The following is a 25,290-nucleotide window of genomic DNA, read 5'->3' on the forward strand; positions in this document are numbered from 1 at the left end:
GTCTCGAAAAAGGGATCAGGATGCATCGCGCAAGGCCTGGCGCGGAACGCCGAGCAAAAGGATCAGGGTGCCGCAGGTGACAAGCCCCGCGACGATGTACAGCGCCAGGCTGATATCGCCCGTGTTGGTCTTGATGCTGCCGATCATGATCGGCGTCAGCAGGCTGCTGATCTGTCCGCAGCAGTTGACCAGCGCCAGGCCGGCGGCCCGGGCACGGTCGGAGAGGTAGTAGGTGGGAATGGTCCAGAACACCGCCGTGGCCACCAGGTAACCGCTGGTCATCAGGGTCAGCAGGGCGATGGCCGACCAGGGCCCGGCGATCAGGTTCGGCAGCAGGGTCATGGCCAGCGCGGCGGTGAGGCCGCCCAGGGCGAAATGCCAACGGCGTTCCTGGCGTAGGTCGGAGTGGCGGCAGGCCCAGAGCATCACGCCGACCCCGACCACATAGGGCAGGGCCGAGAACAGGCCGAGCTGGCCGAGGTTGCTCACCCCGGAATCGCGGATGATCGACGGCGCCCAGATGTTGGTGACGTTGCCGGTGCACATGATGGTCAGGCAATAGGCCAGGGTGATGAACCACACCTTGCGGTCCTTCAGCGCCTCGACGAAGCGCTGGTGGCCGCCGGGCTTGCGTTTGCTCTTCTCATCCGCCAGGGCCTGCTCGATGGTCTGCTTCTCGACGTCGCTCAGCCATTTGGCCTTGGCCGGCTTGTCGTCCAGCCAATACCAGGCGAACAGGCCGGCCAGCACCGGCGGGATGCCGGTGACCACGAACAGCCATTGCCAGCCACTGAACCCGCCAACTCCGCCGAAGTGGCTCATGATCCAGGTGGACAAGGGGCCGCCGACGATGCCGCAGACGGCGATGGCCATGATGAAGCGCGATGTGATCCGCGCCCGATAGGCCGCCGGGAACCAGTAGGTCAGGTACAGGATCACCCCGGGGAAGAATCCGGCCTCGGCCGCCCCCAGCAGCACCCGCAGCACATAGAACTGCGCCGGGGTCTGGGCGAAGGCGGTGGCGATGGTGACAAGGCCCCAGAGGATCATGATCCGGGTCATGGTCTTCTTCGCCCCGAACTTCTCCAGCAGCAGGTTGCTGGGGATCTCGAACAGCAGGTAGCCGATGGAAAACACCCCGACGATGATGCCGAAGGTGGCGTCGCTGATGTTCAGGTCGGCCTTGAACTGCAAGTGGGCGAAGCTGATGTTGACCCGGTCCAGCCAGTTGAGCACGAAGCACAGGAACAGGAACGGCATGATGCGCCAGGCCAGCTTGCGGTACAGGCGCTGGTCGAAGCTCGGTGCCGACGCCGCAGGCGCGGCGTCGGTGGTTGCGGACAGGCTGTTCATCGCGGGTTACCAGCTCACGTCGACTTTGCCGAAGAAGTACGCGCCTTCCAGGCCGTACGGCGAGTACCAGCTGTAGGTCGGGTCGTCGGTGGGGAAGTAGTAGTAGCGCTTGGCTTCGGCGTTCAGTTGCTGTGGCCGGCGGTCGAAGATGTTTTCCCCGCCGACGGTCACCTTCACCGAGTCGCTCAGCCAGTAGCCCAGGCTCAGGTCGGTGATGAACGCCGGGCGGATTTCCTCGTCGCGGCTGGCGGAGATCTGGTTGCGCCCGGTGACCTTGGAATAGCGCGTGCCCTTGAGGGTGACGTCGAAGTCGCCCAATTGCCAGGCGGCGGTCAGCGAGGTGACGTTCTTCGGATAGGCACTGGTCAGGTTGCCCTGGCGGTCGCGGCCGACGGCGGTCACGCCGGTGCCGGCAAGGGCGTCGGGTTCCTTGATCTTCTCGATGGTCTGCAGGCTCTGGTTGCTCAGCAGGGTCCACTTGGTCTTGCCGTATTCGCCGAGGTCGTAGCGGTAGTCGGCGACCAGGTCGATGCCGCGGGTGCGGGTGTCGGCCAGGTTGCCGAAGTAGGAGACGATCTGGTTCGGGTCCAGGCCATTGGCGGCGAGGATGTTGGACACGGCGGTGCCTTGCAGGTTGCTGGTCTGCAGGATGCGGTCCTTGATATCGATCTGGTACAGGTCGACGGTGATATCCAGGTTCTCGGTCGGCGTGGCGACGAAGCCGAGGCTGTAGTTCATGGATTTTTCCGGCTTCAGGTCCTTGGCACCCAGGGCGCGGCCGGCCGCGTCGTCCACGGTCACGTAGCGGGTGGTGGCCTGTTCCAGTACCCCGGTCAGGGGGCTGGTACGCCAGGCAGTCAGCGATGACGAGTAGTACTGCTGTTGCAGCGACGGCGCGCGGAAGCCGTTGCTGATGGTGCCGCGCACGGCGAACTGCGGGGTGAAGGCATAGCGCGTGGAGAACTTGCCGCTGGCGGTGTCGCCGAAGTCGCTGTAGTGCTCGAAGCGCCCGGCCAGGCTGACGTCCCACTGCTCGGTGAGGCTCTGGCTCAGGTCGATGTAGCCGGCGGTGTTGGTCCGCGAATAGTTGTGCGCGTCGGCCGGGGTGAAGCCGACCAGGCCCGGTGCGCCAGGGTTCGGGCGCTGGCCGGCGAGCGGGTGGCCGGCCGGGAACACGTAGCCGCCATCGGCGTAGGACGCGTATTCGCCGTCCTCGATCTCGAACCCGTCGCGGCGGAACTCCAGGCCGGTGGAGACGTTCAGCGGCTTGGCGAACAGCCCGGTGTCGAAGGCGCGGGTCAGGTCGAGGTTGTTGGTCCACTGGCTGGCGATCAGATGGCCGCCGTCCATGTTGCGCGGGCTGTCCGGGCCGAGGGACGGGTTCAGCGACTTCTCGTTGCGGGTGTTGGCGTCGTTGTAGCCGTAGCTGGTGCTTAGGTCCAGCTTCCAGCCCAGCACGTCCTCGTTGCGCAGGCCGATCACCGTCTGGAAGTCGTCCTCTTCCACCACGAAACGCGGCGAGAAGCCGTCCGGGTACACCGAGACGATGTTCTGCGGCGAGTTGGCGGTGCGGTAGGTGCCCCAGCTGGTGGAGTTGCGGTGGCTGAGGGTAGAGAAGGAATACAGGCTGACCTGGTCGTTCAGCGGCAACTCGGCGTTGTAGCCGAAGTTGTAGGTCTGCGAGCGCGGCTGGCCGAGTTGCTGGCGGTAGCGGCTTTCGCCGTTTTCGCGCGGGTCGGCGGCTCCATTGACCGGGAAATAGATGCGCGTGCGCTCCGGCACGGCGCCGGCGACGTTGGAGCTCTCCTGGATGCCGATATCGGCACTGAGGCTGAAGAAGCCGTCATTGGGCAGCTCGAAGCCCTGGTTGATCTGGCCCTGGCCGCGGGCACCGAAGTTGCCCTTGCCGCCGATGCGGTTCTCGTACTGGCCATACAACGCACTGGCGCTGCCACCGGACTTGTTGCTCTTGAGGATGATGTTGATCACCCCGGCGATGGCGTCCGAGCCGTATTGCGCGGCGGCGCCATCGCGCAGGACTTCCACATGGTCCACCGCGCTGATCGGGATCAGGTCGAGGTCGGCCGGCGACTGGCCGCTGGAACTGGCGGCGGTCTGCACGAAGATCAGCGACGTGTTGTGCCGGCGCTTGCCGTTGACCAGCACCAGCACATGGTTACCGCCCAGGCCGCGCAGGGTCGCGGACTTCACCGACAGCCCGGTACCGCCGGTAAAACCTGCGGCATTGGTATAGGACGGTACGCTGGCGGCCAGGGCGTCGCGCAGGTTCTGCTTGCCGGAACGGGCGAGGTCGTCGGCGCTGATCACGTCGATCGGCGCCAGGCTCTTGGCCACGGTGCGACCGCTGTCGCGGGCACCGGTGACCACCACCGTCTGCAGGGCGGTGTCGGTGCTGCTGGTATCGGCGGCGCTGGCCAGGGGCGCGACGCACAAGCCGAGGATGCCTGCGGTCAGCAGGTTGAGCCTGGGCTGGAAAAGAATGGGGCGAGACATGGTGAGGCTCCGGGATCGGGGGCCGCTGTCCATTCCTGGTGGTGGGTGTTCCTGACAGTACTGGCGAGGCTTTTAAGTGTTGGGCTTTTGGTTATCGGTACAGCATGACGTCCTGTCGGGCCTGGTCGACCAGCGCCATGTGTTGTTGCAGGCGACGCTTGCGGTCGGCCAGCAGCAGGGTCTTGCTCCATTCCATGGCCTTGGCCGAATGTCCGGCCAGTTGTGTCGCCAGTTCGATGGCGGCGCTGTGCGGGTCCTGCGCAATACGGTTGATCAGGCCCAGGGCCAGGGCCTCTTCGGCATCGAAGCTGCGGGCACTGAGCATGATGTCCAGGGCCGCCGCCTCGCCGATCAGGCTGGGCAGGGTGATCGCGCTGAATCCGGAGAGCATGCCGTGGCGCACTTCCGGGAAGCTGAAACGGGTGTCCGGGCGGGCGATGCGGAAATCGCAGTGGATCGCCAGGCTGATGCCCAGGCCCAGGGTGTGGCCGTGCAAGGCGGCAACTACCGGTTTGTTCAGGTCCAGGCCGACATCGGGCAGGGCGCGGGCGAGCAGGGCGCTGGCCACGGCTTCGCCGGTGGCCTGGATTTCCTTGAGGTCGGAGCCGGCGCAGAAGGCCTTGTCGCCGGCGCCGCGCAGGACGATGGCCCGCGCCTGTTGGTCTGCGGCGGCACGTGCCCAGGCCTCGGCCAGTTCGCGCTTGGCCTGGCCATCCAGGGCATTCAGGCGCTCGGGGCGGTTCAGGGTGATCTGCACCACGCCATCGCCAAGGGGTTGGTAGTCGACTGTCATTACGATTTTCGCTGCGGGTGAAAGAAAGACGTTTTGCCTCTTGCGGCATCGCGTCGAAGTGGGGAAAACTTAATGTATGTTCATAATGCAAACAACATGTTTGTTATACGAACATGTTTTGTGTTCCTCTCAAATGGTTATAAAAAATGAAAGCGATAGTACTTAAGGCCTTCGGCGGGCCGGAACAGTTGCAACTCGAAGAGGTTCCGACGCCACAGGCCGGGCCGGGAGAAGTGCTGGTGCGGGTGCACGCCGCCGGAGTCTGCCACCACGATCTGCTGCACCGCGCCGGGCAACTGCCCGGGGCCCATACCGGGGTGGTGCTGGGGCATGAAGTGGCCGGGGAGGTGGTCGAGGTTGGCGCCGGCGTGTTGCAGCTCAAGGTCGGCTCGCGGGTGGTGGTCTATCAACGACGTTTCTGTGGGCAATGCCGCGACTGCCTGCGCGGGCGTCAGGACCTGTGCCGGGCCCTGGGCCTGCCGTCGGTGGATACCGAGGGCGCCTACGCCGAATACCTGCGGATCCCGGCGATTTCCGCGGTCGAATTGCCCGAAGGGCTGGACTACGCGCTCGCCGCGCTGGCGTCCTGCCCGATCGCTACCAGCGTTCGCGCGCTGTATGGGGAAGCCGGATTGCAGCCCGGCGAGACGGTGCTGATCAATGGCGCCAGTGGCGGTCTGGGGGCGCATCAGATCCAGCTGGCCCGGGCCCTGGGGGCGCGGGTGATCGCGGTGACCGGGAGCGAGGCCAAGCGTGAGTTTCTGCACCAGCTGGGGGCCCATGAGGTCGTGGTTTCTGCCGGCGGCTATAGCGCCGAGGTGTGGAAGCTGACTGGCAAGCGCGGCGTCGATGTGGCCATGGAAAACCTCGGGCACACGCTGGAAGACACCCTGCGCAGCATGACCCTGGGCGGTCGCGTGGTGGTGCTGGGCAATGTCGAGCCGGGCAGCGTACCGGTGAATCCCGGGCTGCTGATCGGGCGCAGGTTGAGGCTGCAAGGCTCGGGCAGTGCGACCCTGGAGCAGTTGCGCACGGCATTGGCGCTGATCCATGGCGGGCAGGTGCGGCCATTGATCGACCGGGTCATGCCCTTCCCGCAGGCGGGTGAGGCCCATGCGCTGCTGGAATCGCGGCAGGTCAATGGACGCATCGTCCTGAGCGGGTGGTGAGCATGGATATCAGTACCCTGCTGGGCCAGGCCGCAGGCAAATGGCCAGAGGCGTCGGCGCTGCACGAGCCGGCTACCGGGCGACGCCTGTCCTTCGCGCAGCTGGACCAGGCGCTGACGGCGTTCGGCCTGGCCCTGGACGACCTGGGTATCGAGCCAGGGGCTCGGGTGGCGCTGCTGGCCGATGCCAGTGTCGATTACCTGATCGCCGATTATGGCTGCATGGCTAACGGGCGCGTGCGGGTGCCGCTGGACCCGGCCCTGTCCCAGAGCGAGTTGCTGGCCCAGTTGCGCGATGCCGGGGCTGCATTGCTGCTGTTTTCCTCGGCGTATGCGGAGGTGGCCGAGGCGTTGCGCGGGGAGGGCGTCGAGTGTCGGCACCTGGCTTCGCTGACGGTCGGTTGCGCATCACCCTTGCCTGTCCGCGCTGCGCAGCCGGCGCAGTCCCTGGCCTCGCTCAACTACACCGGCGGCACCACCGGTGTGCCCAAGGCGGTGATGCACCGGCATGCCAGCCTCTGCGCGGTGTTGCAGAACGTGGTCATGGGCCGTGGTGCGCTGCCGGGGGATGTCCTGCTGAATGTGCGGCCGCTGTGGCCGATCGCGGCGGTGGCGGTACTGGCGCATCTGCTTGCGGGTGGCGAGGTGGTGCTGGGTGGTCGCTTCGACAGCAAGCAGTTCCTGGATTCGCTGCGCGAGTATCGGGTGGCGTTCAGTTCGCTGGTGCCGACCCAGTTGCTGCGGTTGTTGCGTGAGAGCGGCAACGCGCCGGCGGATCTGCCTTGGTTCAAGAGCCTGGACATTGGCGCGGCGGCCTTGACCGGCGAGGTACTTGAGGGGTCGTTCAGCCTGTTCGCCGGGCGCATCGCGGTGCTCTACGGCATGACCGAAGCCCCCTGGAGCTGCTACCTGTCCGCGGCGCAAATGGTTGCGCTGCGTGCGTCCGGCGAAAGCGCCGAAGGCGTGGTCGGGCGTTCGCTGTTCTCGGCGGCGGTCAGGATCGACCGGGTGGATGAGCGCGGTATCGGCGAGATCCTGCTGGCCGGTCCGCAGTTGATGGCGGGATACTGGCAGCAGCCGGGTCTTACCGGTGAGGTGCTGGTGGACGGCTGGTTGCGCAGTGGCGACCTGGGACGAATTCGCGCTGACGGGCTGCTGGAAGTGCTCGGGCGCTGCAAGGACATCATCCGCAGCGGCGGTAAATCGGTGCAGCCGGGGGAGGTGGAGCAGGCGTTGCTCGGCCATGCCGCGGTGCGCGAGGCCCATGTATTCGGCAGGGCGGACCTGGAGTGGGGGGAGCAGGTGTGTGCGGCCCTGGTCCTGGAGCCTGGCGCGGTGGTGACGGTGGAGGAGCTTCTGGAGCACTGTCGCGGTTTGCTATCGCGCTACAAGGTGCCGAGGCAGGTGCACTTCATCGAGGAATTGCCGCGTTCGCATTATGGGAAGGTGCAGCGCAACCGGTTGTTGGCGGTGCTGGGGGCCTAGGTCGAAATACCTTGTTGCCATGCTTCTGGTCATTCCTGGACTGTTGTTTCTACCTTGAGGATTCATTTCGCAAGGAGAGTGACATGGACAGTCCAGCTTCCAACCGACTGCGCCGGGGACGGGTTTCGATTCCCGGGCAGTTGTATTTGCTCACCACGACTGTGGATGGGCGTGAACCTGTATTTAGCGATTTTGCGGTGGCCAGGTTGATGGTCGAGCAGTTGCGCCATGCCGAGCGGACCGGGATGGTCCGATCACTGGCGTGGGTCGTCATGCCTGACCACTTGCATTGGTTGATAGAGCTGGATCAGGTTTCGTTGACAACCTTGATGCGCCGGGTGAAATGCCGAAGTACCTGTTTGATCAACAAGGCTTATGGCAGGCAGGGGCGTCTGTGACAGCAGGGGTTTCATGACCGTGCCTTGCGCCGGGAGGATGATGTGGTTGCGGTGGCGCGGTACATCGTTGCAAATCCGGTGCGTGCCGGGTTGGTGTCGAAGGCTGGGGATTATCCGCATTGGGATGCGATCTGGTTGTGATTTCCGGGTTGTGTGCTGTAGCTGATGGCCTCATCGCCGGCAACAACCCAAGACCATACGACCCGTTACGGATTCCCAAGCTGCGCCGCAATCCCCTCGCAAGCCCGCCGTACATGGGCCGCCAGTGCCGACCCCGGATGGGTCTCTTCCTCCATATCCAGCCCGGCCACCACCACCGCTCCCAATGCCTGCCCACCCGCGACGCGGATCGGAAACGCCACCGACGATAGTCCCGGCTTGAACTCCCCATGCCCGAAGGCGAAGTCTTGCTGGCTATGGATCAACTGCAACCCTGGCAGCGCCTTGGCATAGCGCTCTTCCCCGAGCACTCCAAGCGCCATCGCTTCGCTGTAGGTCGCCAGTACCGCCCGGCCGCTGGGGCTGCCCTCGATCGGAAACTGATCCGCCAGGTCCACGATCACATTCAACGGCGTGGCTGGCGTCCACATGCGCTCGATCAGCACCACCTGGTCCCCCACCGGCACCGACAGCGAGACGATCGCCGGCCGTTCGCCGATCACCCGCTGCAATTCGATGGCATAGGGCAGGGCCAGGCGGCGCAGGTTCAGGCGGTTCAGGTAGGCGGCGGAATAGATCAGGCTTTCCGGGCCGATATGGTAGGTGGCCCCGCGGGATTCGATCAGGCCCCAATAGGTGAGGGTCTTGAGCAGGCGGTGGATGGTGGAGCGTTCGATGCCGGTCTGCCGTGCCAGGTCCAGGGCGCTGGCGCCGTGCTTGAGGTTGGCGAGGGCACGCAGGAGGACGATCGAGCGGTCGATGACCTGGACGCGTCCGCCGGCGTTGTCCTTGCCGTTGGCCGCAGGTTGAGGGGCAGAGATTTCCATCGTGACAGGGGATTCCAAAAGACCGGTCGCCAAGGTTAGCCGTGATCCGCCAGCGGGTGAAGAGCCGCCACCGGCGATTATTTCACGGCGGCTTAGACCGAATATGCATGGCGGTTATGAGCATGGATCATCTGGCGATATCCATTGCGTCGTTTTTCCAGTCTGGATGCCGGTTATGGCTGCAATGTTATACGGATCGTCATCATTGCATCGGATGGAATTGCCACAGCGTCCTGTTTGCCCGTCGCCGCACCGCTAGCCGCTGTTTTTCCGCCATCTTGCCGCCTCGTCGCCGATTCCTAGAATCTGCATCCATCTCCTCTCGTCACTTTGAACAAGGACTTCACCATGATGAACGCAATGCAGATGCCGATGATGAACGCCACCATGCCGATGATGCCAATGACCGGCATGCCGATGATGATGGCCACGATGACCTGCAAGATGGTCGACGACGGCATGATGTGCACCATGAAGCCTGCCGCCGGCATGGACATGGCGATGTTCCGCAACAGCGCGGAAATGATGCAGATGATGATGAACTGCGGCATGCCGATGATGATGCAGTGCGGCAACCTGATGCTGATGGGCTGCAATCAGATGACCATGCCGATGATGCCCATGAACGGCATGATGATGCCGATGATGAAATGCATGATGGAGTGCACCGTCATGGCCGACGGCATGACCTGCAAGATGATGCCGATGGCCGGCATGAGCATGGAGATGATGAACAGCTGCTGCATGCTGATGATGAAGATGATGAACGACTGCAGCATGCCGATGATGATGAGCTGCAACGGCATGCCGATGATGTGCTGCACCTGCTGATCGGCGGGTTTGCACTGACCTTGTGGGAGCGGGTTCACCCGCGATTACAGTAGTGAATTCACCATCGCAATCGCGGGTAAACCCGCTCCCACAGGGATTGACGTACGGCTTTTGATTCAGTCCCTGCTCTCGGGATGGGTCACCACCAGGTACGCCACCGCTTCGCTGTCCACCGGATTGCGATAGCGGTGGGGCTGGTCGGCGTAGAAGACGATGGAATCGCCCGTCGACAGCAGGAAACGCTCGTCGTTGACGCTGATCTCCAGCGCACCTTGGGCCACTACCAGGTTCTCCCGCACGCCCGGGCCGTGTCCGGCGGAGTGCTCCTCGCCCAACGGGCTGATGCGCAATTCATAGAATTCGGACTGTTGCGGTACATCCACCGGAAACAGCGCTCGACTGACGAACGCCCCCGTAGCACTGACCAGACGCTTGCTGTCGCGCGCCGGCAGCACCGTGACCCCGGCGCATTCGCGCTGATCCAGAAACGCCGCCACCGACACTTTCAAGCCCCGGGCGATCTTGCACAGCACACGGATCGACGGCACGCTGCGCCCGGATTCGACCTGAGCCAGCATCGCCCGGCTGACGCCGCTGGCCCGGGCCAGGGCGTCGAGGGACAGTTGGCGCTTGGCGCGCAGGCGCTGGAGATTGCTGGCGACCCGCTGGCCGATGCCGTCGTCTGCCTGGGTGACGGCGTCGGGCAAGGCAAAAGGCGGTTCGTCGGAGGTGATCAGAAAGCGGGTGGGCGTGGTCATGCCATTACGCCTGGCGCGGTGTTTTCGATGAGGTGATGGCGACGTTCTCCGGGCTGGCGGCAAAGCCGGCCTGCTGCGCATACATCGCCCACAGCAGACGACCTTGTTGTTGAGCCAGCTTGCGTTTGCGGTGCAGGGTGAAATCGAGGATGGTGGCGGCGTGGCTCATGGAGGATTCCTTGTCTGGAGCAGGGGGCCATGAGCGGGAGACTACTGGTTTGCTCTTAGAACCAGAAATACTGAATTTGCATTTGTTAATTCCATTTTGCTGTTGCTCCTGAGGGCCTCATCGCTGGCAAGCCAGCTCCCACAGCGGTGCACACGATCCCTGTGGGAGCTGGCTTGCCAGCGATGAGGCCCGGACAGTCAAGGAAACCTGTTGATCCCACCTACAACCTGCCCACCCACCTCGGTCTCCACCTGCAACACACCCCCCGAATCCGGCGCACTCCCCAGCACCTCCAGCTTCAATTCCTGCCGCGCACTGGTTATGAACAGCGTCCGCATCCCATCCCCGCCAAAACACAGGTCCGTAGGGCAGGGCACCGGCAACCCGATCATCCGCTCCAGGTTCCCTTCGGCATCGAACCGCGCCAGGCTCCAGCCATCACGCTGGGTAGTCCAGACCCCACCCTGTGCATCCAGCGCCAGCCCGCTGAGGCTGCCGCCGCCCCGAGGCAGCGACGCCAAGCGCCGCACCACCGTGCTCCCCGGTTGCAAGCGCAGGATAGCCCCGGCCTCCGGCGCGATCGCATACACCGCGCTGCCACTGGCATCCCAGCGAAACCCGCTGATCTGTTCGCTCAGCGCCCAGCCATGACGCAACTCGCCCTCGTTGCTCATCTCGCCGATCAGGCAACCGCTGGCCGTGCGGGCACAGGCCCATAGGGTGCCGGATGGATGCCCGGCCAAGGCGAGCAAGCGACTGCCCAGGACATCCTGCATCGGATGCTCGTTGCCTTCCCAATCCACCAATGACCAGCCCCCGGCCTGGGCCACCAGCAAGCCGTCGCGGTGCAGCTCCATGGCCCGCACCGGCAGGTCCAGGCGGGTCAGCAGGCGGCTGTTTTTCCCGTCCCAGCAATGGATTGCCGGAGCCAAGGTATCTGCCCAGTACAAGAGACCGCTCGCCGCGTGCCAGCGCGGAAACGCGCCATGGAACGACCAGGGCGCCGGCAGCACGTTCAAGGCACCCGACGGCCGCTGGGTGGCTTCCGGGCGCAACTGCTCGCCCACCCGCCGTGCCGCCTCCGCCAGCTCCGGGCCGAGCAGGGTCAGGCGCTCCAGGGTCAGGCGATAGGCCGGCCCGGCCACGCTCAACGCACCACGCACCACACCCTGCTTGTCGATGATCGGCGCTGCCACACAGCGCACGCCGAGGCGGATTTCTTCGTCGTCGAGGGCATAGCCGCGGGCGCGGGTAATCTGCAGCTCGGCCAGCAAGCGGCGGCGGTCGGTGATGGTCAGCGGAGTCAGCGGCTCCATTGCCACGCCCTTGAGGATCTCGTCCCGCGCCGTGGCCGACAGCGCCGAGAGAATCGCCTTGCCCTGGCCGGTGCAGTACACCGGTTTGCCCTGGCCAAGGCTGGCCGCCGAGCGCTGGGTATGGGCGCCATCACAGCGCTCCAGGGACAGCACCTGGTTGCCGTCGAGTACCGCCAGGTACGAAGTCTCCCCGGTCAGGTCGCGCAGGGCGCGCAGTTCCTCGCTGGCCGCCGCTACCAGGTCCGGCTCCAGGTAGGCATTGCGCACCATCTCCAGGTAGTTGAAGCCCAGGCGGTAGACCTTGCGCGTCGGATCGCGGCGGATCATCCCGCGCTCCACCAGGGTGGCGAGGATGCGGTACAGGGTGGTGCGCGGCAGTGGCACCTGGGCGGCCAGTTGCGCCTGGCTTATACCGCTGGGCATGGCGCCCACGGCCTGGAGCACGTCGAGGGCCTTTTCAAGGGCGGCGGTGCCTTCACCTGGTTTCATCGGTTATTCCCATCAGTTGGAACGGAACGGCTGTGACACGGATTCTGCCCCTTTTTGCTGGGACTTTCCCCCATAGAATCGGCCTCAACGGGGGTTGAAGCCGGCGCGTGTTCCACATGGTGGGAATTGGCGTCGGCCACCCATCGGATGAATCCGCCTGGAGAACCTATAAGAATGTCCGTCATCCATACCTATGCCGATGCCCACGAAAGCGCCTCGGGCAAGCGCGTCGAAGTCAGCGACGCCACCCTGGCCAAGCTGGCCGCCTGCAGTAGCGGTTCGCTGACCACCCAGCTGTTCAAGCGCGGCTTCCGTCAGCCGGCGCTGGTCGGCCTGCGCGCCATGACCCGCGACACCCAGCCGTTCGCCGGGCGCGCCTTCACCATGCGCTTCATTCCTGCCCGTGAAGACATCGACACCTACCAGACCATGACCACCAAGCCCAACGACGACAACCTGCAATGGGTTGGTGTGGAGCAGGTGCAGCCTGGCGACGTATTGGTAATCGACAGCCGCAACGACCCAGCCGCAGCCTCCGCCGGCAATATCCTGGTGACCCGCCTGCTGGCACGTGGCGCCAAGGCCATCGTCACCGATGGGGCACTGCGCGACGGCAGCGAGATCGCTGCCATGAACCTGCCGGCCTATGCCCGCGAGATCACCGCCACCACGCGCATTTCCTATCACCACGTCGCCGACCTGCAGGTGCCGATCGGCTGTGCCGGCGTCGCCGTGTATCCGGGCGACATCATCGTCGGCGATGCCGATGGCCTGACGGTGGTCCCCGCGCACCTGGCCGAGGAGCTGGCCGAAGTGTGCAGCGTGCAGGACGACATCGAGCACTACCTGGCCATGCGCATCGCCTCGGGCGAGCCGCTGTGGGGCGTCTACCCGCCGAGCCCGGCCTCGGTCTCCGACTACCACGCCTGGGTCGCCAGCGGCCGTCCGGCGATCCCTTCGATCATCGACAAGAAGGAGGCCTAAGCCGTGGCCGAGCACAAGCACGCGCAACTGATCCGCCGTTACTTCGACGCCTGCAACGAGGGCGACTACGACAAGCTGGTGTCCTGCTTCACCCCGGACGCCGTGCATTACTTCCCCGCCGGCCTGCCGGAAGTGCCCTGGCGCACGGCCGACACCATCGCCCGCAAGTGGGTGTGGTGCGTGGAGAACCTGGGCTCGCAGTGGACCATCGAGAAGATCCTGGTCAGCCACGACAGCAATGAAGCGGTGATCGAATGGACCCACTGGAAGAGCAAGCCGGGCACCGCCCTGCGCGGTGACGAGTGGTACGTCTTCGACGAGGAAAGCGGCCTGATCCGCGAGATCCGCGCCTACTACGCCTCGCCGGCGGACAAGGACGTGGCGATCAACGAGCTGGTGGACTTCGACTACACCGGCCGCGGTTATCACCTCGAACCCAAGGCCCGCTGAAGGAAGCGTTCAATGAGTATTCAACACGATCCGTCCCTGGCGCTGATCGACCAGGTGGTTGCCAAGGCCGTTGCCGCCGCCGACTTCTGGGCCGAGTCCCCGGCCGCCGTGCGCGCTGCGCTGCTCAATGGCCTGGCGACCGCGCTGGAAGACCAGCAGGCCGAACTGGTCGCCATTGCCGACCGCGAGAGTGGCCTGGGCGAAGGCCGCCTGAAGGGCGAAGTGGCCCGCACCGCCTTCCAATTGCGCGGTTTCGCCAGCGAAGTGGAAGCGGGCGTGCCGTACCGCCAGGTGGTCAGCGATGCCGTGGCCGGCGCACCGCCTGCCGGGCGTCCGGCGCTGGTGCGGGTGCAGCGTGCACTCGGCCCGGTCGCCATGTTCTCGGCGAGCAACTTCCCGTTCGCCTTCTCGGTGCTGGGTGGCGATACCGCCTCGGCCCTGGCCGCCGGTTGCCCGGTGGTGGTCAAGGCGCATTCCGGTCACCCGGAGCTGTCCCGTGCGGTCTACGAAATGGCGGCCGGTGTGGTTCGCCAGCAGGGCCTGCCGGAAGGCCTGCTGACCCTGGTCGAAGCCACCTCCCGTGCTGGCGGTACCTACCTGGTGCAGCATCCGGGCATTGCCGCCGTTGCCTTCACCGGCTCCTACCAGGGCGGCAAGGCCCTGTGGCAGGCGGCCAATGAGCGTCCGCGCCCGGTGCCGTTCTTCGGCGAGCTGGGTTCGATCAACCCGCTGGTGGCCCTGCCTGCCGCCCTGGAAAAAGACAGCGAAGGCCTGGCGAAAACGCTGGCCGCCTCGATCACCCTCGGCTGCGGCCAGTTCTGCACCAGCCCCGGCCTGATCGTGCTGCTGGACTCGCCCCACAGCGAGCGTTTCGTCACCCAGTTGGCCGAGGCCATTGCGCCGATCGCCACGCACCGTATGCTCACCGCCGGCATGCGCCAGGGCTTCGATGCTGCGGCGGCCACCGTGGCGGCGAATGCCGATGCCGTGTTCACCCCGGCGGCCGATGGGGCCGGCCCGGCGCCGCGCCTGTTCAGCACCGATGCGGCGGCATTCATCGCCAATGCCCATCTGCGCGAGGAAATGTTCGGCCCGGCGGCGCTGCTGGTGCGTGCCGCTTCGGTTGCCGAAGTGGTGGCCGTGCTGAACGCCGTCGGCGGCAGCCTGACCACCACCCTGTGGGGCGCCGAGCAGGCCAGCGATGACAATCGCCAGTTGGTTCGTGCGGCCGAGAAGATCTCCGGGCGCGTGCTGTTCGGCGGTGTGCCGACCGGTGTCGCGGTGTGCCACGCCCAGCAGCATGGCGGGCCCTGGCCGTCGTCCACCACCCCGCAAACCACCTCGGTCGGCTACGCCGCGCTGGAGCGCTTCCTGCGTCCGGTCGCGTTGCAGGACGCGCCGGCGTGGACGCTGGGCTAAGGGGAGGGCAGCGCCATGATGCGTCACGTCGTGTTGTTTCGCCGCCTCGCCGAGGTCGAGCGGCAGCCGGAACTGGAGCAACGCCTGGTCGCGCGCATGCGCGACCTCGATCAGGAGATCGATTTCATCCGTGACTGGACCGTCGCCGCCAACGAGCTGGATCGCCCCATCTGCTGGGACTACATCCTCGACTCGGGCTTCGACGATGCCGCCGCGGTAGAGCGGTACCTGCCACACCCCGCGCACCAGGCACTGGTCGCGGAGCTCAAGCAGTACTTCGAGTGGGTGGCAGTGGATTACAGCGTCTAGACCCGACAGGCAGCCGGACCCTGCCTGGGGTCCGGCGCTATAACAACAAGATCCGGTTCGCTACTGGCGCCGGACGGAGACGTACATGAACAAGAAAAAGAATTACCGCTGGACGATCCTGACGATGCTGTTCATCGCCATGATCATCAACTATGTCGATCGGGCCGCACTGTCCATCGCCATGCCCTTCATTACCCAGGAATACCATCTGACCCCTGCCGAAAAAGGCATGATCTTCAGCAGCTTCTTCTTCGGCTATGCACTGTTCTGCTTCGTCGGCGGTTACCTGGCCGACCGCTTCGGGCCGAAGAAGGTCCTGACCTGGTCCATGAGCTTCTGGTCGGTGCTTTGCGGTTCCACCGCGCTGGCCTTCAACTTCTGGTCGCTGCTGATCGTTCGCGCCCTGTTCGGGGTAGGTGAAGGCCCGGTTTCGACCACCGCGAACAAGACCGTCAACAGCTGGTTCCCGATCAAGGAACGCGCCCGCGCCATCGGCATCAACCAGGCCGGCGGCCCGTTGGGCGGTGCGCTGGCCGGCCCGATCGTCGGCTTCCTCGCGCTGTGGCTGGGCTGGCGCGTGGCCTTTGTGGTGATCGCGGTGGTCGGCGTGCTCTGGGCTATCGCCTGGTACCGGCTGGCGACCTCGACCCCGCAGGAACACGCCAAGGTTTCGCCGGAAGAACTGGCCGAGATCAACGAAGGCCGCGTTGCCCCGGTCATGACCGCCGAGCAGGCCCCGCGCACCCCGGTGCTGCAGATCATCCTGCAACGGTCGGTGCTGGTCACCGGTGTCTCGCTGTTCTGTTACAACTACATCCTGTACTTCTTCATGACCTGGTTCCCCAGCTACCTGATCGACGCCAAGGGCATCGACCTCAAGTCCATGAGCATCGTCACCGCGCTGCCCTGGCTCGTGGGTACGGTCGGCTTCGTCTGCGGCGGCCTGCTGATCGACTGGGTGTTCAAGCGCACCGGCAAGCAGCTGTTCTCGCGCAAGGTGGTGCTGGTTACCTGCCTGCTGGTGGCGGCGGTGTGCATCGTCCTGACCGGACGGGTCGAGAGCGTCACCAGCACAGTGGCGGTGATGACCGTGGCCATCGGCTTCCTGATGCTCACCGCACCGGCCTATTGGTCGCTGATCCAGGACGCGGTGCCTGATCACCAGGTGGGCACTGCCGGCGGTTTCATGCACGGCCTGGCCAACCTGTCCGGGATCGTGGCGCCGACCGTGACCGGCTTTATCATCCAGGCCACCGGCACCTACGGCAGCGGCTTCGCCCTGGCCGGCGGCCTCGGTGTACTGGGAGCGCTGATCGTAGCGTTCTTCGTCGGCAAGGCGCCGGTCAAGCGCGACGCCGTGGTCGCGGCAGCCTGATAGTAAAACGCGGCCTGCGGGCCGCAACCCGCTTGTGCAATTACCCGGATTTCAGGAATTCGCTATGCCTACGCTTCTTGTCACCGGCGCCGCCGGTATCGTCGGGACCGCCCTGCGGCCCTTCCTGCGCCAGCGCTACAGCCTGCGCCTGCTCGACCGCCAGCAAGTCGCGGACCTGCACGAAGGCGAGACCGCGGTGGTCGGCGACCTCACCGACCCGGCCTGTGTGCAGCGCGCGGTGGACGGGGTCGATGGCATCCTCCACCTGGCCTGTGCCCATGGCACCGACATCCACTTCAACAGCACCGTGGAGCCCAATTACCACGGCACCTTGTACCTGCTTGAAGCGGCGCAGCGCCATGGCGTGAAGCGTTTCGTCTTCGCCAGCAGCCACCATGTGCTGGGCCAGTACCGCAGCGACCGGGCCGAGTTTTTCGACGACATGCCGGTGGCCCCGGACAGCTACTACGCCCTGAGCAAGGTGTTCGGCGAAGCCGCCTGCACCACCTTCTCCTTGCGCAGCGAGGTGGCGACCTTCATCGTGCGGATCGGCAATGCCGACCCCAAGGTTTCCGACGCCCGCCGCCTGCGCATGTGGACCAGCGCCCGCGACCTGGCCCAGCTCATGCTGATCGGCCTGGAACACCCCGAGGTGCGCAACGAGATCGTCTATGGCGTCTCGGAAAGCCCCAATCCGCTGTTCCACAACAACCGCGCCCGTGCCCTCGGCTACCAGCCCCAGGACAATGCCGGCGAGCATCTGGCCGACAACTACCTGCCGTATGAAGCCATGGCCGCGGTAGGCTCGGGCCGCGACCATGTCGGCGGTGCGTACGCCGGCGTGCCCCTGGCTTCGCTGCTGGAGAACCCGCAATGAAGATCGTCCGCATTGACACGCAGATCGTGGAAATCCCGTTCCATGATGGTGGCAAGGGCCAGGGCATTACCCCGACCACCTGGAACACCCTGGAAAACGTGCTGGTCCGCATTGAGGACGAGCAGGGCAATGTCGGCTGGGGCGAGGCCTTCGGCTACTTCGTCGCCAACGCCACCAAGGCCCTGATAGACCGTTTGATCACGCCGCTGCTGCTGAACCGCGAGATCACCGATATCGCCGCGTTCAACCAGGAACTGCAACTGCGCCTGCACCTGTTCGGGCGCTATGGCGTGACCCTGTTCGCCATCTCCGGCATCGATATCGCCCTGTGGGACCTGGCAGCGCGCCGGCGCAACCTGCCGCTGCATCGCCTGCTCGGCGAGGCGGTGCGCGAGAGTGTGCCGGCCTATGCCAGCCTGGTTCGCTATTCCGACAACGAGGTGGCCCCGGCCATCTGCGAAAAGGCCCTGGAGATGGGCTTCAGCGATATCAAGCTGCATGAAGTCACGGTCGACGAGATCGCCGCCTGCCGCCGCGCCATCGGCGACGACGTGCCGCTGGCCACCGACGTCAACTGCGGCTGGAAGGTAAAAGACACCCGCGACTGGCTGCCGGCACTGCGTGACCTCAAGCTGGCGTGGCTGGAAGAACCGATCTTCCCGCCGGAAGACTTCGCCACCCTGGCCGGCCTGCGCGGGCAGGGCGTGCCGTTGTCGGCGGGAGAGAACTGGTGCACCGCAGTGCAGTTCGAGCAGGCCCTGGTGACGGGGGCGGTGGATTCCATCCAGCCCAGCGTGACCAAGGTCGGTGGTATCTCCGAATGCCTGCGCATCGGCGAACTGGCGCGCCAGCGCGAGGCGGTGGTACTGCCGCATTGCCCGTACTTCGGCCCCGGCCTGATCGCCACCCTGCACCTGGCGGCTGTCCAGCCGTGGGTGCCGCAGGTGGAATACCTGTTCGTCGAGCCGGCAGGCTGGCTATATCCGGTGGAGTCGCTGCGCAGCGGCAACCAGTTGCAGATCCCGCAAGGCGCGGGCCTGGGGCTGGACATCGATCAGCACGTGATCGAGCGCTGGCGCCGCAACTGATCGGCTTTCTTGTCCTTTGGCTTTCAACCTCCGCCACGCTTCGGCGTGGCGGCAGGGGCTTGTCGTGCCCGCTTCGGGGTAACGGAGGGTGTCATGCAACGTGTCGAACTGAACAACGCCATCTGGAAGCTGGCCTTGCTGCCGGCGTGGGGCGGGCGTATCGCTTCCCTCAGCGCCGACGGGCTGGAGTTGCTGCTGCCGATCACCAGCGAGTCCTTCGACCCGCTGGACTGGCCGCGGGCCGGGGGCTATCCGCTGTTTCCTTATTCCAACCGCATCCGTAAGGCGCGCCTGGCATTCAACGGCGTCGAGCATCGTCTGCCGGCCCACCACGCGGCCTTGCCGCACACCCTGCATGGCGTGAGTCATACCCGGCCATGGCAAGTGGTCAGCGCCGAAGCCGACAGGGCGCTGATCCGCTGCGATTACCAGGGCGAGCACTGGCCCTGGGCATTTCGTGCCGAGCAGGCGTTCGCGCTGGAGGGCCCTCGCTTGCGGGTCACCCTGCGCCTTGTCAACCAGGGCGTGACGCCGATGCCGGCCGGGCTCGGGCTGCATCCGTACTTCCAGCGTCATCCCGGGATGCGCGTGGAATACCGGGTCGGGCGTGAATGGCAGATCGATGCCGACTACCTCGCTACCGGCAGCTACCTGGACGCGCCGAAAACCCAGCACATCGCCGCCGACAACGGCGAGGCGGTCGCCCATTACCAGTCGCGCTGGGACGGCAAAGTCCGGGTGGACTATCCGCAGGGTTCGCTCCAGCTGCATAGCGACCTGACCCACATGGTCGCTTTCGCCCCCGCAGGCCTGGGCTACCTGTGCCTGGAGCCGGTTTCTCATCTGGCCGATGCCTTCAACCGCCCCAGAGCGGAGTGGGCCGAGGTCGGCACCCATGAACTGGCCCCGGGAGAGGCCCTGGAGACCACCCTGACGTTTATCTGGCACGGGCGCTGAGCCCGGCCGCGCGTTACCGATCCACCACCCTTAAAAAAGAGAACAACAACAATGAAATCATCCTCGTACGGGGCGGGCTTCGCTCGCTCGGCAAAACCCCTGACACTGCTGCTGGGCCTGGCACCGCTGGGCGCCCATGCGGCGTTCTTCGAAGACGCCAAGGCCAACCTGACCCTGCGCAACTTCTACTACAACCACGACCTGCGCGACTCCACCAAGCCCGCGCAATCCAAGCTGGAGGAGTGGGCCCAGGGCTTCATCCTCAAGGGTGAATCGGGCTACACCGAGGGCATCGTTGGCGTGGGCGTGGATTTCTATGCCGGGCTTGGCCTGAAGCTGGACTCTTCACCGTCGCGCAGTGGCACTGCCTTGCTGCCAGGCGCCTACGACCGTGCCGGCGGCCCGCGCAATGCCGATCCGCGTTCGGTGGACGAGTTTTCCGAAGCCACGGCCGCGCTCAAGTTCAAGTATTCAAAAAGCGAGCTGAAGGTAGGCGGGCTGTTCCCGAAGATCCCCCTGGTCAGCTCCGGCGACGCACGCCTGCTGCCGCAGTTCTTCGAAGGCGTCATGCTCGATGTAAAGGAGATCGACAACCTCGACCTCAGCGTCGGCCAGATGCGCCAGGTTAATCAACGTGAATTCGCAGGCGCCCGGGATATCCAGGTGGGCAACTACTACAGCGTGTTCAGCGACCGCTTCAACTACCTCGGCGGCACCTGGCGCATCACCCCGCAGTGGTCGGCGGGGCTGTGGGGCGGGCGTCTGGAGGATGTCTACCAGCAGAACCTCGCTACCGTCACCCACACGCAGAAGCTCGGCGACTGGAACCTGTCCGGAACGCTCAACTACCTCGACACCGGTGAGTCCGGCGCCGAGAAGGCCGGCAAGCTGGACAGCCGCATGACCTCCGGGATGCTCAGCGCCACTCTCGGGCCGCAGACCTTCCGCGTCGGCTACCAGTACAACGCCGGTGACAGCGCGTTGCCGTTCATCCACGACACCGACCTGCCAGCGGCGGCCAACGCCGTGCAGGTGCTGCGTTTCGACCGGGCCCAGGAACGCTCCTGGCAGGCGCGCTACGACCTCGACTTCGCCTCGCTGGGCGTGCCGGGGCTGGTGGCCTTCGCCCGATACGTCAAGGGCGACAACTTCAAGGTGGCGGGCGAGGACGGCAGCGAGTGGGAGCGCAATATCGACATCACCTACACCGTGCAGGACGGGCCGCTGAAGAACCTTGCCCTGCGCCTGCGCAATGTCCAGTTGCAAGGCGATGCCACCGGGCGCCGGGATGAAAACCGGGTGATTCTGGCGTATACCTTGCCGTTGTTCTGACCTTTGTCTTGAACCTTGCCGCTGCCCTGGAACGGGCGGCGGCTTTTGCGTTTTTGGAGTGTTGTCATGAGTTATCGCCTTGATCCGGAAATCCAGGCCTATGTCGAGGCATGCCAGCGGTTTGTGCCTGTCGATGACAGTATCGAGGCACGGCGGGAGGCGTTTCTGCGGGCTTGTCGGGCCTGTACGCCCGAGGCGCCGGTAGGCTGGTCTATCGCTGACCGGGTGCTGGATGGCGTGAGGCTTCGGGTCTACAAGCCAGCGGGACCGGTACCGCATGGTGGCTGGCCAACGTTGCTGTATCTGCATGGTGGTGGATGGAACCTGGGTAACCTGGACACCCATGACTGGTTTGCCTATGCGCTTGGGCGAAGGGTGTCGGTGGCGATCGTGGCGGTGGAGTACCGGTTGGCGCCGGAACATTGCTATCCGGCGCCGCTGGAGGATTGCATGGGTGCATGGAATGGCTTGCGCGAAGGGCGGGTCGATGCGGCGCTGAGTCGCGAGCGGCTGATCGTCGGTGGTGACAGCGCTGGCGGGACCTTGGCTGCCGGGCTGTGCATGGCCTTGCGCCGGGATGGTCAGCCGCAGCCGTTGGGGCAGTTGCTGGTCTATCCGGTGCTGACGGCACGGGAGCATCTGCCATCGATGAGCGAGCATGCCGAGGCACCGTTGATGACAGTGGCGGGATTGCGGCGGTCGTTGGCGGGGTTTCTGCCGCAACAGAGTGATTGGCAGGATCCTTGTGCCATGCCGCTGGAGGCAGGGAACTTCAGCGGGCTGGCGCCGGCGTTCATTGCCGTGGCCGGGGTGGATCCGTTGCGGGATCACGGGGTGGCTTATGCGGTGGCACTTGTGGGAGCGGGAGTCAAGGCGGATGTCGAAGTGGTGGACGGGTTGGTTCACTCCGGGTTGCGCGCCTTCGGTGTCAAGCGGGTAGAGCAATTATGGGATCGGTTAGGCGTAATAGCCTTGCAATATCTGGCCTGACGACACGGACCCTATGGGAGCGGGTTCACCCGCGATTACGTCGGTGAATTCACTAGAGTAATCGCGGGTGAACCCGCTCCCACAGGGTCCGCATCGAATCAACTGGCTCAGCCAGAGGCCTGCTCCGCTATCCCCCTCATCATCGACTCCGCCAGCGCCCGGGACGCTTCGAGCGCGTGCTGGGTCGCCCAGAGGATTCCGGCCAGATGATCATTCTTGACCGCGTCGCAGGCCTGGAGATTGGTTTCATAGGCAGAGCGCAGCAGTACGACGAGATGGGCCATCGCCTTGTCGACATCGGCACCGGCACAGACGGCGAACAGCGGGGAATGGTGGCCGTCGCAGGCGGAAAAGCGGGTGTGGACGGTGACGGCACGGGGTGGATCGGGGACGAGCTTTTTCATGGGCACTTCCTTTCGGATTGATAGGAACTGCCAAGCGTTGCTGTCAAACAAACGGGTGGCAGCTGTACGTAGGTTGACAGACCGGACCGAAAGGACCCCGGCGCGCACGAATGCGCCCCACGCACAGCCGCCATGACACGTCGCCCAGGCGATACAAAGCCTGCCGCGAAGGAAATGGGCGTTGCGGGTACTTTCGGTTGCGGTCTGTCAAAACCGGTCGCCAGACATCAACGACGGCCGCAAGACTAGGCAGCGTTTCCCCGGCACGCAATAGCTGATAAGCCGCGGAAGTATGCTTGGGAAATTGCCTACAAGAAAGTCGGAAATCGGTGAAGTTCGTTGCCTGATGTGGCGGGAAGTCGGCCTGATGACACGGACCCTGTGGGAGCTGGCTTGCCAGCGATGACGCCGGTGAATTCACCACCGCTATCGCTGGCAAGCCAGCTCCCACAAGGGCCGCGGCGAATCAAGCAAAGGGTGGCAACTGTACCTTTCTGTAATGGCTTAGCAGCCTTGATTGTCCTACCCGGATCACCGCGCTCTTGAAATCACCCCCACCATGTACTGATTCAAATCCTGGAAATCCTGAACCTTCCAAGTAAACGGCGGCATCTTCACGCCATTTTCCTGCAAGGTCTTCGGAATAAGATTGCCGTTGAGTCGGAGCCGTTGGCAGGGTCGGCAATCGACAGCCGGGCGTGGGGCAGGGTCAGAAGGCCCAGCAGGGCGAGGCAGTTCTTGTTGATGTTCATCGGTTTGGCAGTCCATGGCGGCTCGACAGGCCGGGTAATGCGTAGGGCGGCCTTTATTGCATATTTTCCCGACCATGCAAGATGAAATCGGTCTTTGCCGTTTAGAAACAACTCTTCTGGCTGCTACCGATAGGTGACGCTGGCTAGGCCCTTGGCGATTTCCTATACTCCCGCCGCTTATCGTTTGAGGAATCGCCATGCTTTCGCCTGCCGCCATCCGGGACAACCTGAAAGGTTGGGTCACGACCCATCTCTCCAAGGACGTCAATGATGTGCTTATCGAGGAGCTGGGGTTCGTCAACCGGCAGGAAGGGCGGTCCATCGACATGACCTTCCGGGCGGATCTTGCAGTTGCCAATGGCCGCCTTGTCGCTTTTGAAATCAAATCCGGTGCCGATACGTTGAAACGCTGGCCGAGCCAATGTGATGCCTATTTCAACGTCTTCGATGAGGTGTGGCTGTGTACCCATGGTCGCCATCTTGAGAAGGCACTCGAGGTCACGCCCAAAGGCGTCGGCATTCTTGTTGCTGATGACCTGGGAGGGCTCGTGTTGTTGCGCAATGCTAAGCCTAATCGCCAAGCCAATGCTTACGACCTCACTGGTCTGCTCTGGCGTGAGGAGTTGGATGCCTTGTGCGAGCAAAACGGCATCGTTGTGAAAAAGAAGGAGACCAAGGCGGAAGTCCGCGGCAAGGTCTCCGGATCTGTTCCTATCGACTCGATTCGCAGTTGTGTACTGGCTTGTCTCAAGGACCGTAAGGGCGGCTAGATCAGGTCATCCAGATCGTCGTACTCAGGCTCATGTGGGTTGCTTAGGGCTTGCAGCAGGCCTCCCGAGAGGTCCTCAAGCATGGCGCAGATGTGTTGGTTGATACGGATCTTGTTCCAGAACGCCATATTTCCGGGCTTGTCACGTGCGCCACTAGCGATTGCCCCGATTGCACGTGTGCCCCAGCAGAACTCGTCACCGTGGTAGTTACCGAGTGCCCTGAATGAGCGGGCGATATCCCGATATTTCTCGTTTTCACCACCTGCACCATGGCGTTCCTGATGCCAGGAGCAAGCGTTGTAGTAGCCGGCGAAAGGAATGGGCTGCGCCATTTTCTTGGGATCGAAATCGTCCAGCAGATCGCGCATCGGGTTAGTAGAAGCGTAGTCCCCGTAGACATGTGCTACTCCCCTGGTACCCAACTGTTTGTGCGTGATCGCCTGCCAGAAAGGGTCAATGCAGGGCACAGTCGCGTTGACACCTCTGTCCGGACGGTCGTCGGGCCAGGACGTGCTTAGGGTGATCACGTTGGCGACATCGTACTCCTCGGTCAGACGGAGCATTTTCTGAAGGCTGCTTCCTTCCTGCATGGAAGGGATCTGGCTGATGCTCCAGGCATCCAGGATGATGGTTGTACGTGCTAGATCTTCGTCGCTGACAGCGTTCAGAACGGCGCGCGCTGTTGCCAGGTTGCGTTCAAGAACTGCTCCAGAACCCTCAATGCGAATGGCGACCGCTGAAAACTCCTTATATAGTCGAAGGGCGAATTGCACCACGTTACGCGGTTTATCACCGGAACTGAAACCTACAACGGGCAGTGTGCCTGGATTGATCTGTTTGATCTTACTGAAGGCAGAAAACTTGCCGTCGAAATTTCCGCTAGGATCGTTCAGTTTCTTTGTCAGTTCGGTCTGGCTGTCCTGTGGAAATCTTGATGAGTCCAGCCAGAAGCTATCACCTTCCCAATACTTGGCGAACTCGCTTATCAAGGCCAAATCATTACCCCTGGCAGATATGATTGGACTAATCCTCTTTCGGCGACGCTCCTCGATTTCTCTTAGTGCCAGAAGGTCGTATGTACTTGATCGCAGGCAGGGTGCATAAATAATGTCTTTCAACTGATCCATATTTACTCCGCATTTTCCAATGCCATGGGTTCGGCGTCACACTCTGCACTCGGAGATGACGCCTGTGCTTGGCTTGCTTTGAAGGTAAGGCGAAGTAGTTATAGATGGCGTTTAAATGATTGAATCCCGGGAATTCATACTGTTTGTTTCAAGGTTTGTTTCTTGTTTATTGCTCGGTGTAAGAGATTTCCTTTTT

23 protein-coding genes and 2 pseudogenes are annotated in these 25,290 nt (G+C 64.0%); 15 read left to right on the forward strand and 10 right to left on the reverse strand.

The window, feature by feature from the left end; all coding sequences use genetic code 11:
- Positions 1–15: 15 nt before the first annotated feature.
- The 3 genes from ACKLLE_RS00070 to ACKLLE_RS00080 all read right to left on the reverse strand — a co-directional run bounded on the left by ACKLLE_RS00070 (position 16) and on the right by ACKLLE_RS00080 (position 4,660).
- A complete protein-coding gene (locus tag ACKLLE_RS00070) occupies positions 16–1,353 on the reverse strand; it encodes an MFS transporter (RefSeq protein WP_420056332.1) in 1,338 nt (445 codons plus the stop codon).
- A 6-nt stretch (positions 1,354–1,359) separates the two neighbouring features.
- Positions 1,360–3,867 carry a TonB-dependent receptor plug domain-containing protein gene (locus ACKLLE_RS00075; protein ID WP_064304807.1) on the reverse strand — a complete coding sequence of 836 codons (2,508 nt, stop codon included), beginning with the start codon at positions 3,865–3,867 and terminating at the stop codon, positions 1,360–1,362.
- A 91-nt stretch (positions 3,868–3,958) separates the two neighbouring features.
- Entirely contained in the window at positions 3,959–4,660 is a 702-nt protein-coding gene (locus ACKLLE_RS00080) for an enoyl-CoA hydratase/isomerase family protein (RefSeq protein ID WP_064304806.1), read from the reverse strand.
- Between the two features lie 146 nt (positions 4,661–4,806).
- Here ACKLLE_RS00080 and ACKLLE_RS00085 point away from each other — a divergent pair, with 146 nt between their 5' ends.
- The 3 genes and pseudogenes from ACKLLE_RS00085 to ACKLLE_RS00095 all read left to right on the forward strand — a co-directional run bounded on the left by ACKLLE_RS00085 (position 4,807) and on the right by ACKLLE_RS00095 (position 7,852).
- Positions 4,807–5,829: an alcohol dehydrogenase catalytic domain-containing protein gene (locus ACKLLE_RS00085; protein WP_420056333.1), complete on the forward strand. Its 1,023-nt coding sequence runs from the start codon at positions 4,807–4,809 to the stop codon at positions 5,827–5,829.
- Between the two features lie 2 nt (positions 5,830–5,831).
- A complete protein-coding gene (locus ACKLLE_RS00090) occupies positions 5,832–7,313 on the forward strand; it encodes a class I adenylate-forming enzyme family protein (RefSeq protein ID WP_420056334.1) in 1,482 nt (493 codons plus the stop codon).
- Positions 7,314–7,396: 83 nt separating this feature from the next.
- Positions 7,397–7,852, forward strand: a pseudogene (locus tag ACKLLE_RS00095) (REP-associated tyrosine transposase).
- Positions 7,853–7,917: 65 nt separating this feature from the next.
- Here the strand turns inward: ACKLLE_RS00095 and ACKLLE_RS00100 are convergent.
- Positions 7,918–8,697: an IclR family transcriptional regulator gene (locus tag ACKLLE_RS00100; protein ID WP_064304802.1), complete on the reverse strand. Its 780-nt coding sequence runs from the start codon at positions 8,695–8,697 to the stop codon at positions 7,918–7,920.
- Positions 8,698–9,045: 348 nt separating this feature from the next.
- Here ACKLLE_RS00100 and ACKLLE_RS00105 point away from each other — a divergent pair, with 348 nt between their 5' ends.
- Positions 9,046–9,528 (forward strand): hypothetical protein, encoded by a 483-nt coding sequence (locus ACKLLE_RS00105; protein ID WP_080604708.1) that lies wholly within the window; start codon positions 9,046–9,048, stop codon positions 9,526–9,528.
- 116 nt (positions 9,529–9,644) lie between these two features.
- On the opposite strand, the gene ACKLLE_RS00110 is transcribed toward ACKLLE_RS00105, so the two are convergent.
- From ACKLLE_RS00110 to ACKLLE_RS00120, 3 genes are all read right to left on the reverse strand, one after another.
- Positions 9,645–10,286 carry a helix-turn-helix domain-containing protein gene (locus ACKLLE_RS00110; RefSeq protein WP_420056335.1) on the reverse strand — a complete coding sequence of 214 codons (642 nt, stop codon included), beginning with the start codon at positions 10,284–10,286 and terminating at the stop codon, positions 9,645–9,647.
- A 4-nt stretch (positions 10,287–10,290) separates the two neighbouring features.
- On the reverse strand, positions 10,291–10,455 hold the full coding sequence (locus tag ACKLLE_RS00115) for a hypothetical protein (RefSeq protein ID WP_279898308.1): 165 nt from the start codon (positions 10,453–10,455) through the stop codon (positions 10,291–10,293).
- A 197-nt stretch (positions 10,456–10,652) separates the two neighbouring features.
- Entirely contained in the window at positions 10,653–12,260 is a 1,608-nt protein-coding gene (locus ACKLLE_RS00120) for an IclR family transcriptional regulator domain-containing protein (RefSeq protein ID WP_420056336.1), read from the reverse strand.
- Between the two features lie 174 nt (positions 12,261–12,434).
- Here ACKLLE_RS00120 and ACKLLE_RS00125 point away from each other — a divergent pair, with 174 nt between their 5' ends.
- The 10 genes from ACKLLE_RS00125 (at position 12,435) to ACKLLE_RS00170 (ending at position 22,041) form a co-directional block, all read left to right on the forward strand.
- Positions 12,435–13,244 carry an RraA family protein gene (locus tag ACKLLE_RS00125; protein WP_420056337.1) on the forward strand — a complete coding sequence of 270 codons (810 nt, stop codon included), beginning with the start codon at positions 12,435–12,437 and terminating at the stop codon, positions 13,242–13,244.
- 3 nt (positions 13,245–13,247) lie between these two features.
- Complete coding sequence (locus ACKLLE_RS00130; protein ID WP_009407805.1) at positions 13,248–13,694, forward strand: nuclear transport factor 2 family protein; 447 nt, start codon at positions 13,248–13,250, stop codon at positions 13,692–13,694.
- Between the two features lie 12 nt (positions 13,695–13,706).
- The gene (locus ACKLLE_RS00135) at positions 13,707–15,113 is read left to right on the forward strand and encodes an aldehyde dehydrogenase (NADP(+)) (protein ID WP_420056338.1); all 1,407 of its coding nucleotides are present in this window, start codon (positions 13,707–13,709) and stop codon (positions 15,111–15,113) included.
- A gap of 15 nt (positions 15,114–15,128) precedes the next feature.
- Positions 15,129–15,422: a Dabb family protein gene (locus tag ACKLLE_RS00140; RefSeq protein WP_009407801.1), complete on the forward strand. Its 294-nt coding sequence runs from the start codon at positions 15,129–15,131 to the stop codon at positions 15,420–15,422.
- An 85-nt stretch (positions 15,423–15,507) separates the two neighbouring features.
- A complete protein-coding gene (locus tag ACKLLE_RS00145; RefSeq protein WP_009407799.1) occupies positions 15,508–16,797 on the forward strand; it encodes an MFS transporter in 1,290 nt (429 codons plus the stop codon).
- Between the two features lie 64 nt (positions 16,798–16,861).
- Positions 16,862–17,674: an NAD-dependent epimerase/dehydratase family protein gene (locus ACKLLE_RS00150; RefSeq protein ID WP_420056339.1), complete on the forward strand. Its 813-nt coding sequence runs from the start codon at positions 16,862–16,864 to the stop codon at positions 17,672–17,674.
- A complete protein-coding gene (locus ACKLLE_RS00155) occupies positions 17,671–18,762 on the forward strand; it encodes a mandelate racemase/muconate lactonizing enzyme family protein (protein WP_420056340.1) in 1,092 nt (363 codons plus the stop codon). Before ACKLLE_RS00150 ends, ACKLLE_RS00155 begins: the two co-directional genes overlap by 4 nt.
- Positions 18,763–18,855: 93 nt before the next feature.
- Positions 18,856–19,719 carry an aldose 1-epimerase gene (locus ACKLLE_RS00160; protein WP_420056341.1) on the forward strand — a complete coding sequence of 288 codons (864 nt, stop codon included), beginning with the start codon at positions 18,856–18,858 and terminating at the stop codon, positions 19,717–19,719.
- 51 nt (positions 19,720–19,770) lie between these two features.
- Positions 19,771–21,051, forward strand: coding sequence for an OprD family porin (locus ACKLLE_RS00165; RefSeq protein WP_420056342.1), 1,281 nt, complete (start codon positions 19,771–19,773; stop codon positions 21,049–21,051).
- A gap of 66 nt (positions 21,052–21,117) precedes the next feature.
- The gene (locus ACKLLE_RS00170) at positions 21,118–22,041 is read left to right on the forward strand and encodes an alpha/beta hydrolase (protein ID WP_420056343.1); all 924 of its coding nucleotides are present in this window, start codon (positions 21,118–21,120) and stop codon (positions 22,039–22,041) included.
- Between the two features lie 107 nt (positions 22,042–22,148).
- On the opposite strand, the gene ACKLLE_RS00175 is transcribed toward ACKLLE_RS00170, so the two are convergent.
- Both ACKLLE_RS00175 and ACKLLE_RS00180 read right to left on the reverse strand, forming a co-directional pair.
- Positions 22,149–22,445, reverse strand: coding sequence for a hypothetical protein (locus tag ACKLLE_RS00175; protein WP_420056344.1), 297 nt, complete (start codon positions 22,443–22,445; stop codon positions 22,149–22,151).
- Between the two features lie 531 nt (positions 22,446–22,976).
- Positions 22,977–23,111, reverse strand: a pseudogene (locus ACKLLE_RS00180) (cytochrome c); the annotation flags it as partial.
- A 283-nt stretch (positions 23,112–23,394) separates the two neighbouring features.
- Between ACKLLE_RS00180 and ACKLLE_RS00185 the strand changes: the two are divergent.
- On the forward strand, positions 23,395–23,967 hold the full coding sequence (locus tag ACKLLE_RS00185) for a sce7726 family protein (RefSeq protein WP_064304750.1): 573 nt from the start codon (positions 23,395–23,397) through the stop codon (positions 23,965–23,967).
- Here the strand turns inward: ACKLLE_RS00185 and ACKLLE_RS00190 are convergent.
- Positions 23,964–25,094 carry a beta family protein gene (locus tag ACKLLE_RS00190; RefSeq protein WP_420056345.1) on the reverse strand — a complete coding sequence of 377 codons (1,131 nt, stop codon included), beginning with the start codon at positions 25,092–25,094 and terminating at the stop codon, positions 23,964–23,966. The two genes, ACKLLE_RS00185 and ACKLLE_RS00190, sit on opposite strands and share 4 nt — an antisense overlap.
- Between the last annotated feature and the right edge of the window lie 196 nt (positions 25,095–25,290).

The organism is Pseudomonas bharatica, from assembly GCF_048586865.1.
Taxonomy (GTDB): Bacteria; Pseudomonadota; Gammaproteobacteria; order Pseudomonadales; family Pseudomonadaceae; genus Aquipseudomonas; species Aquipseudomonas bharatica.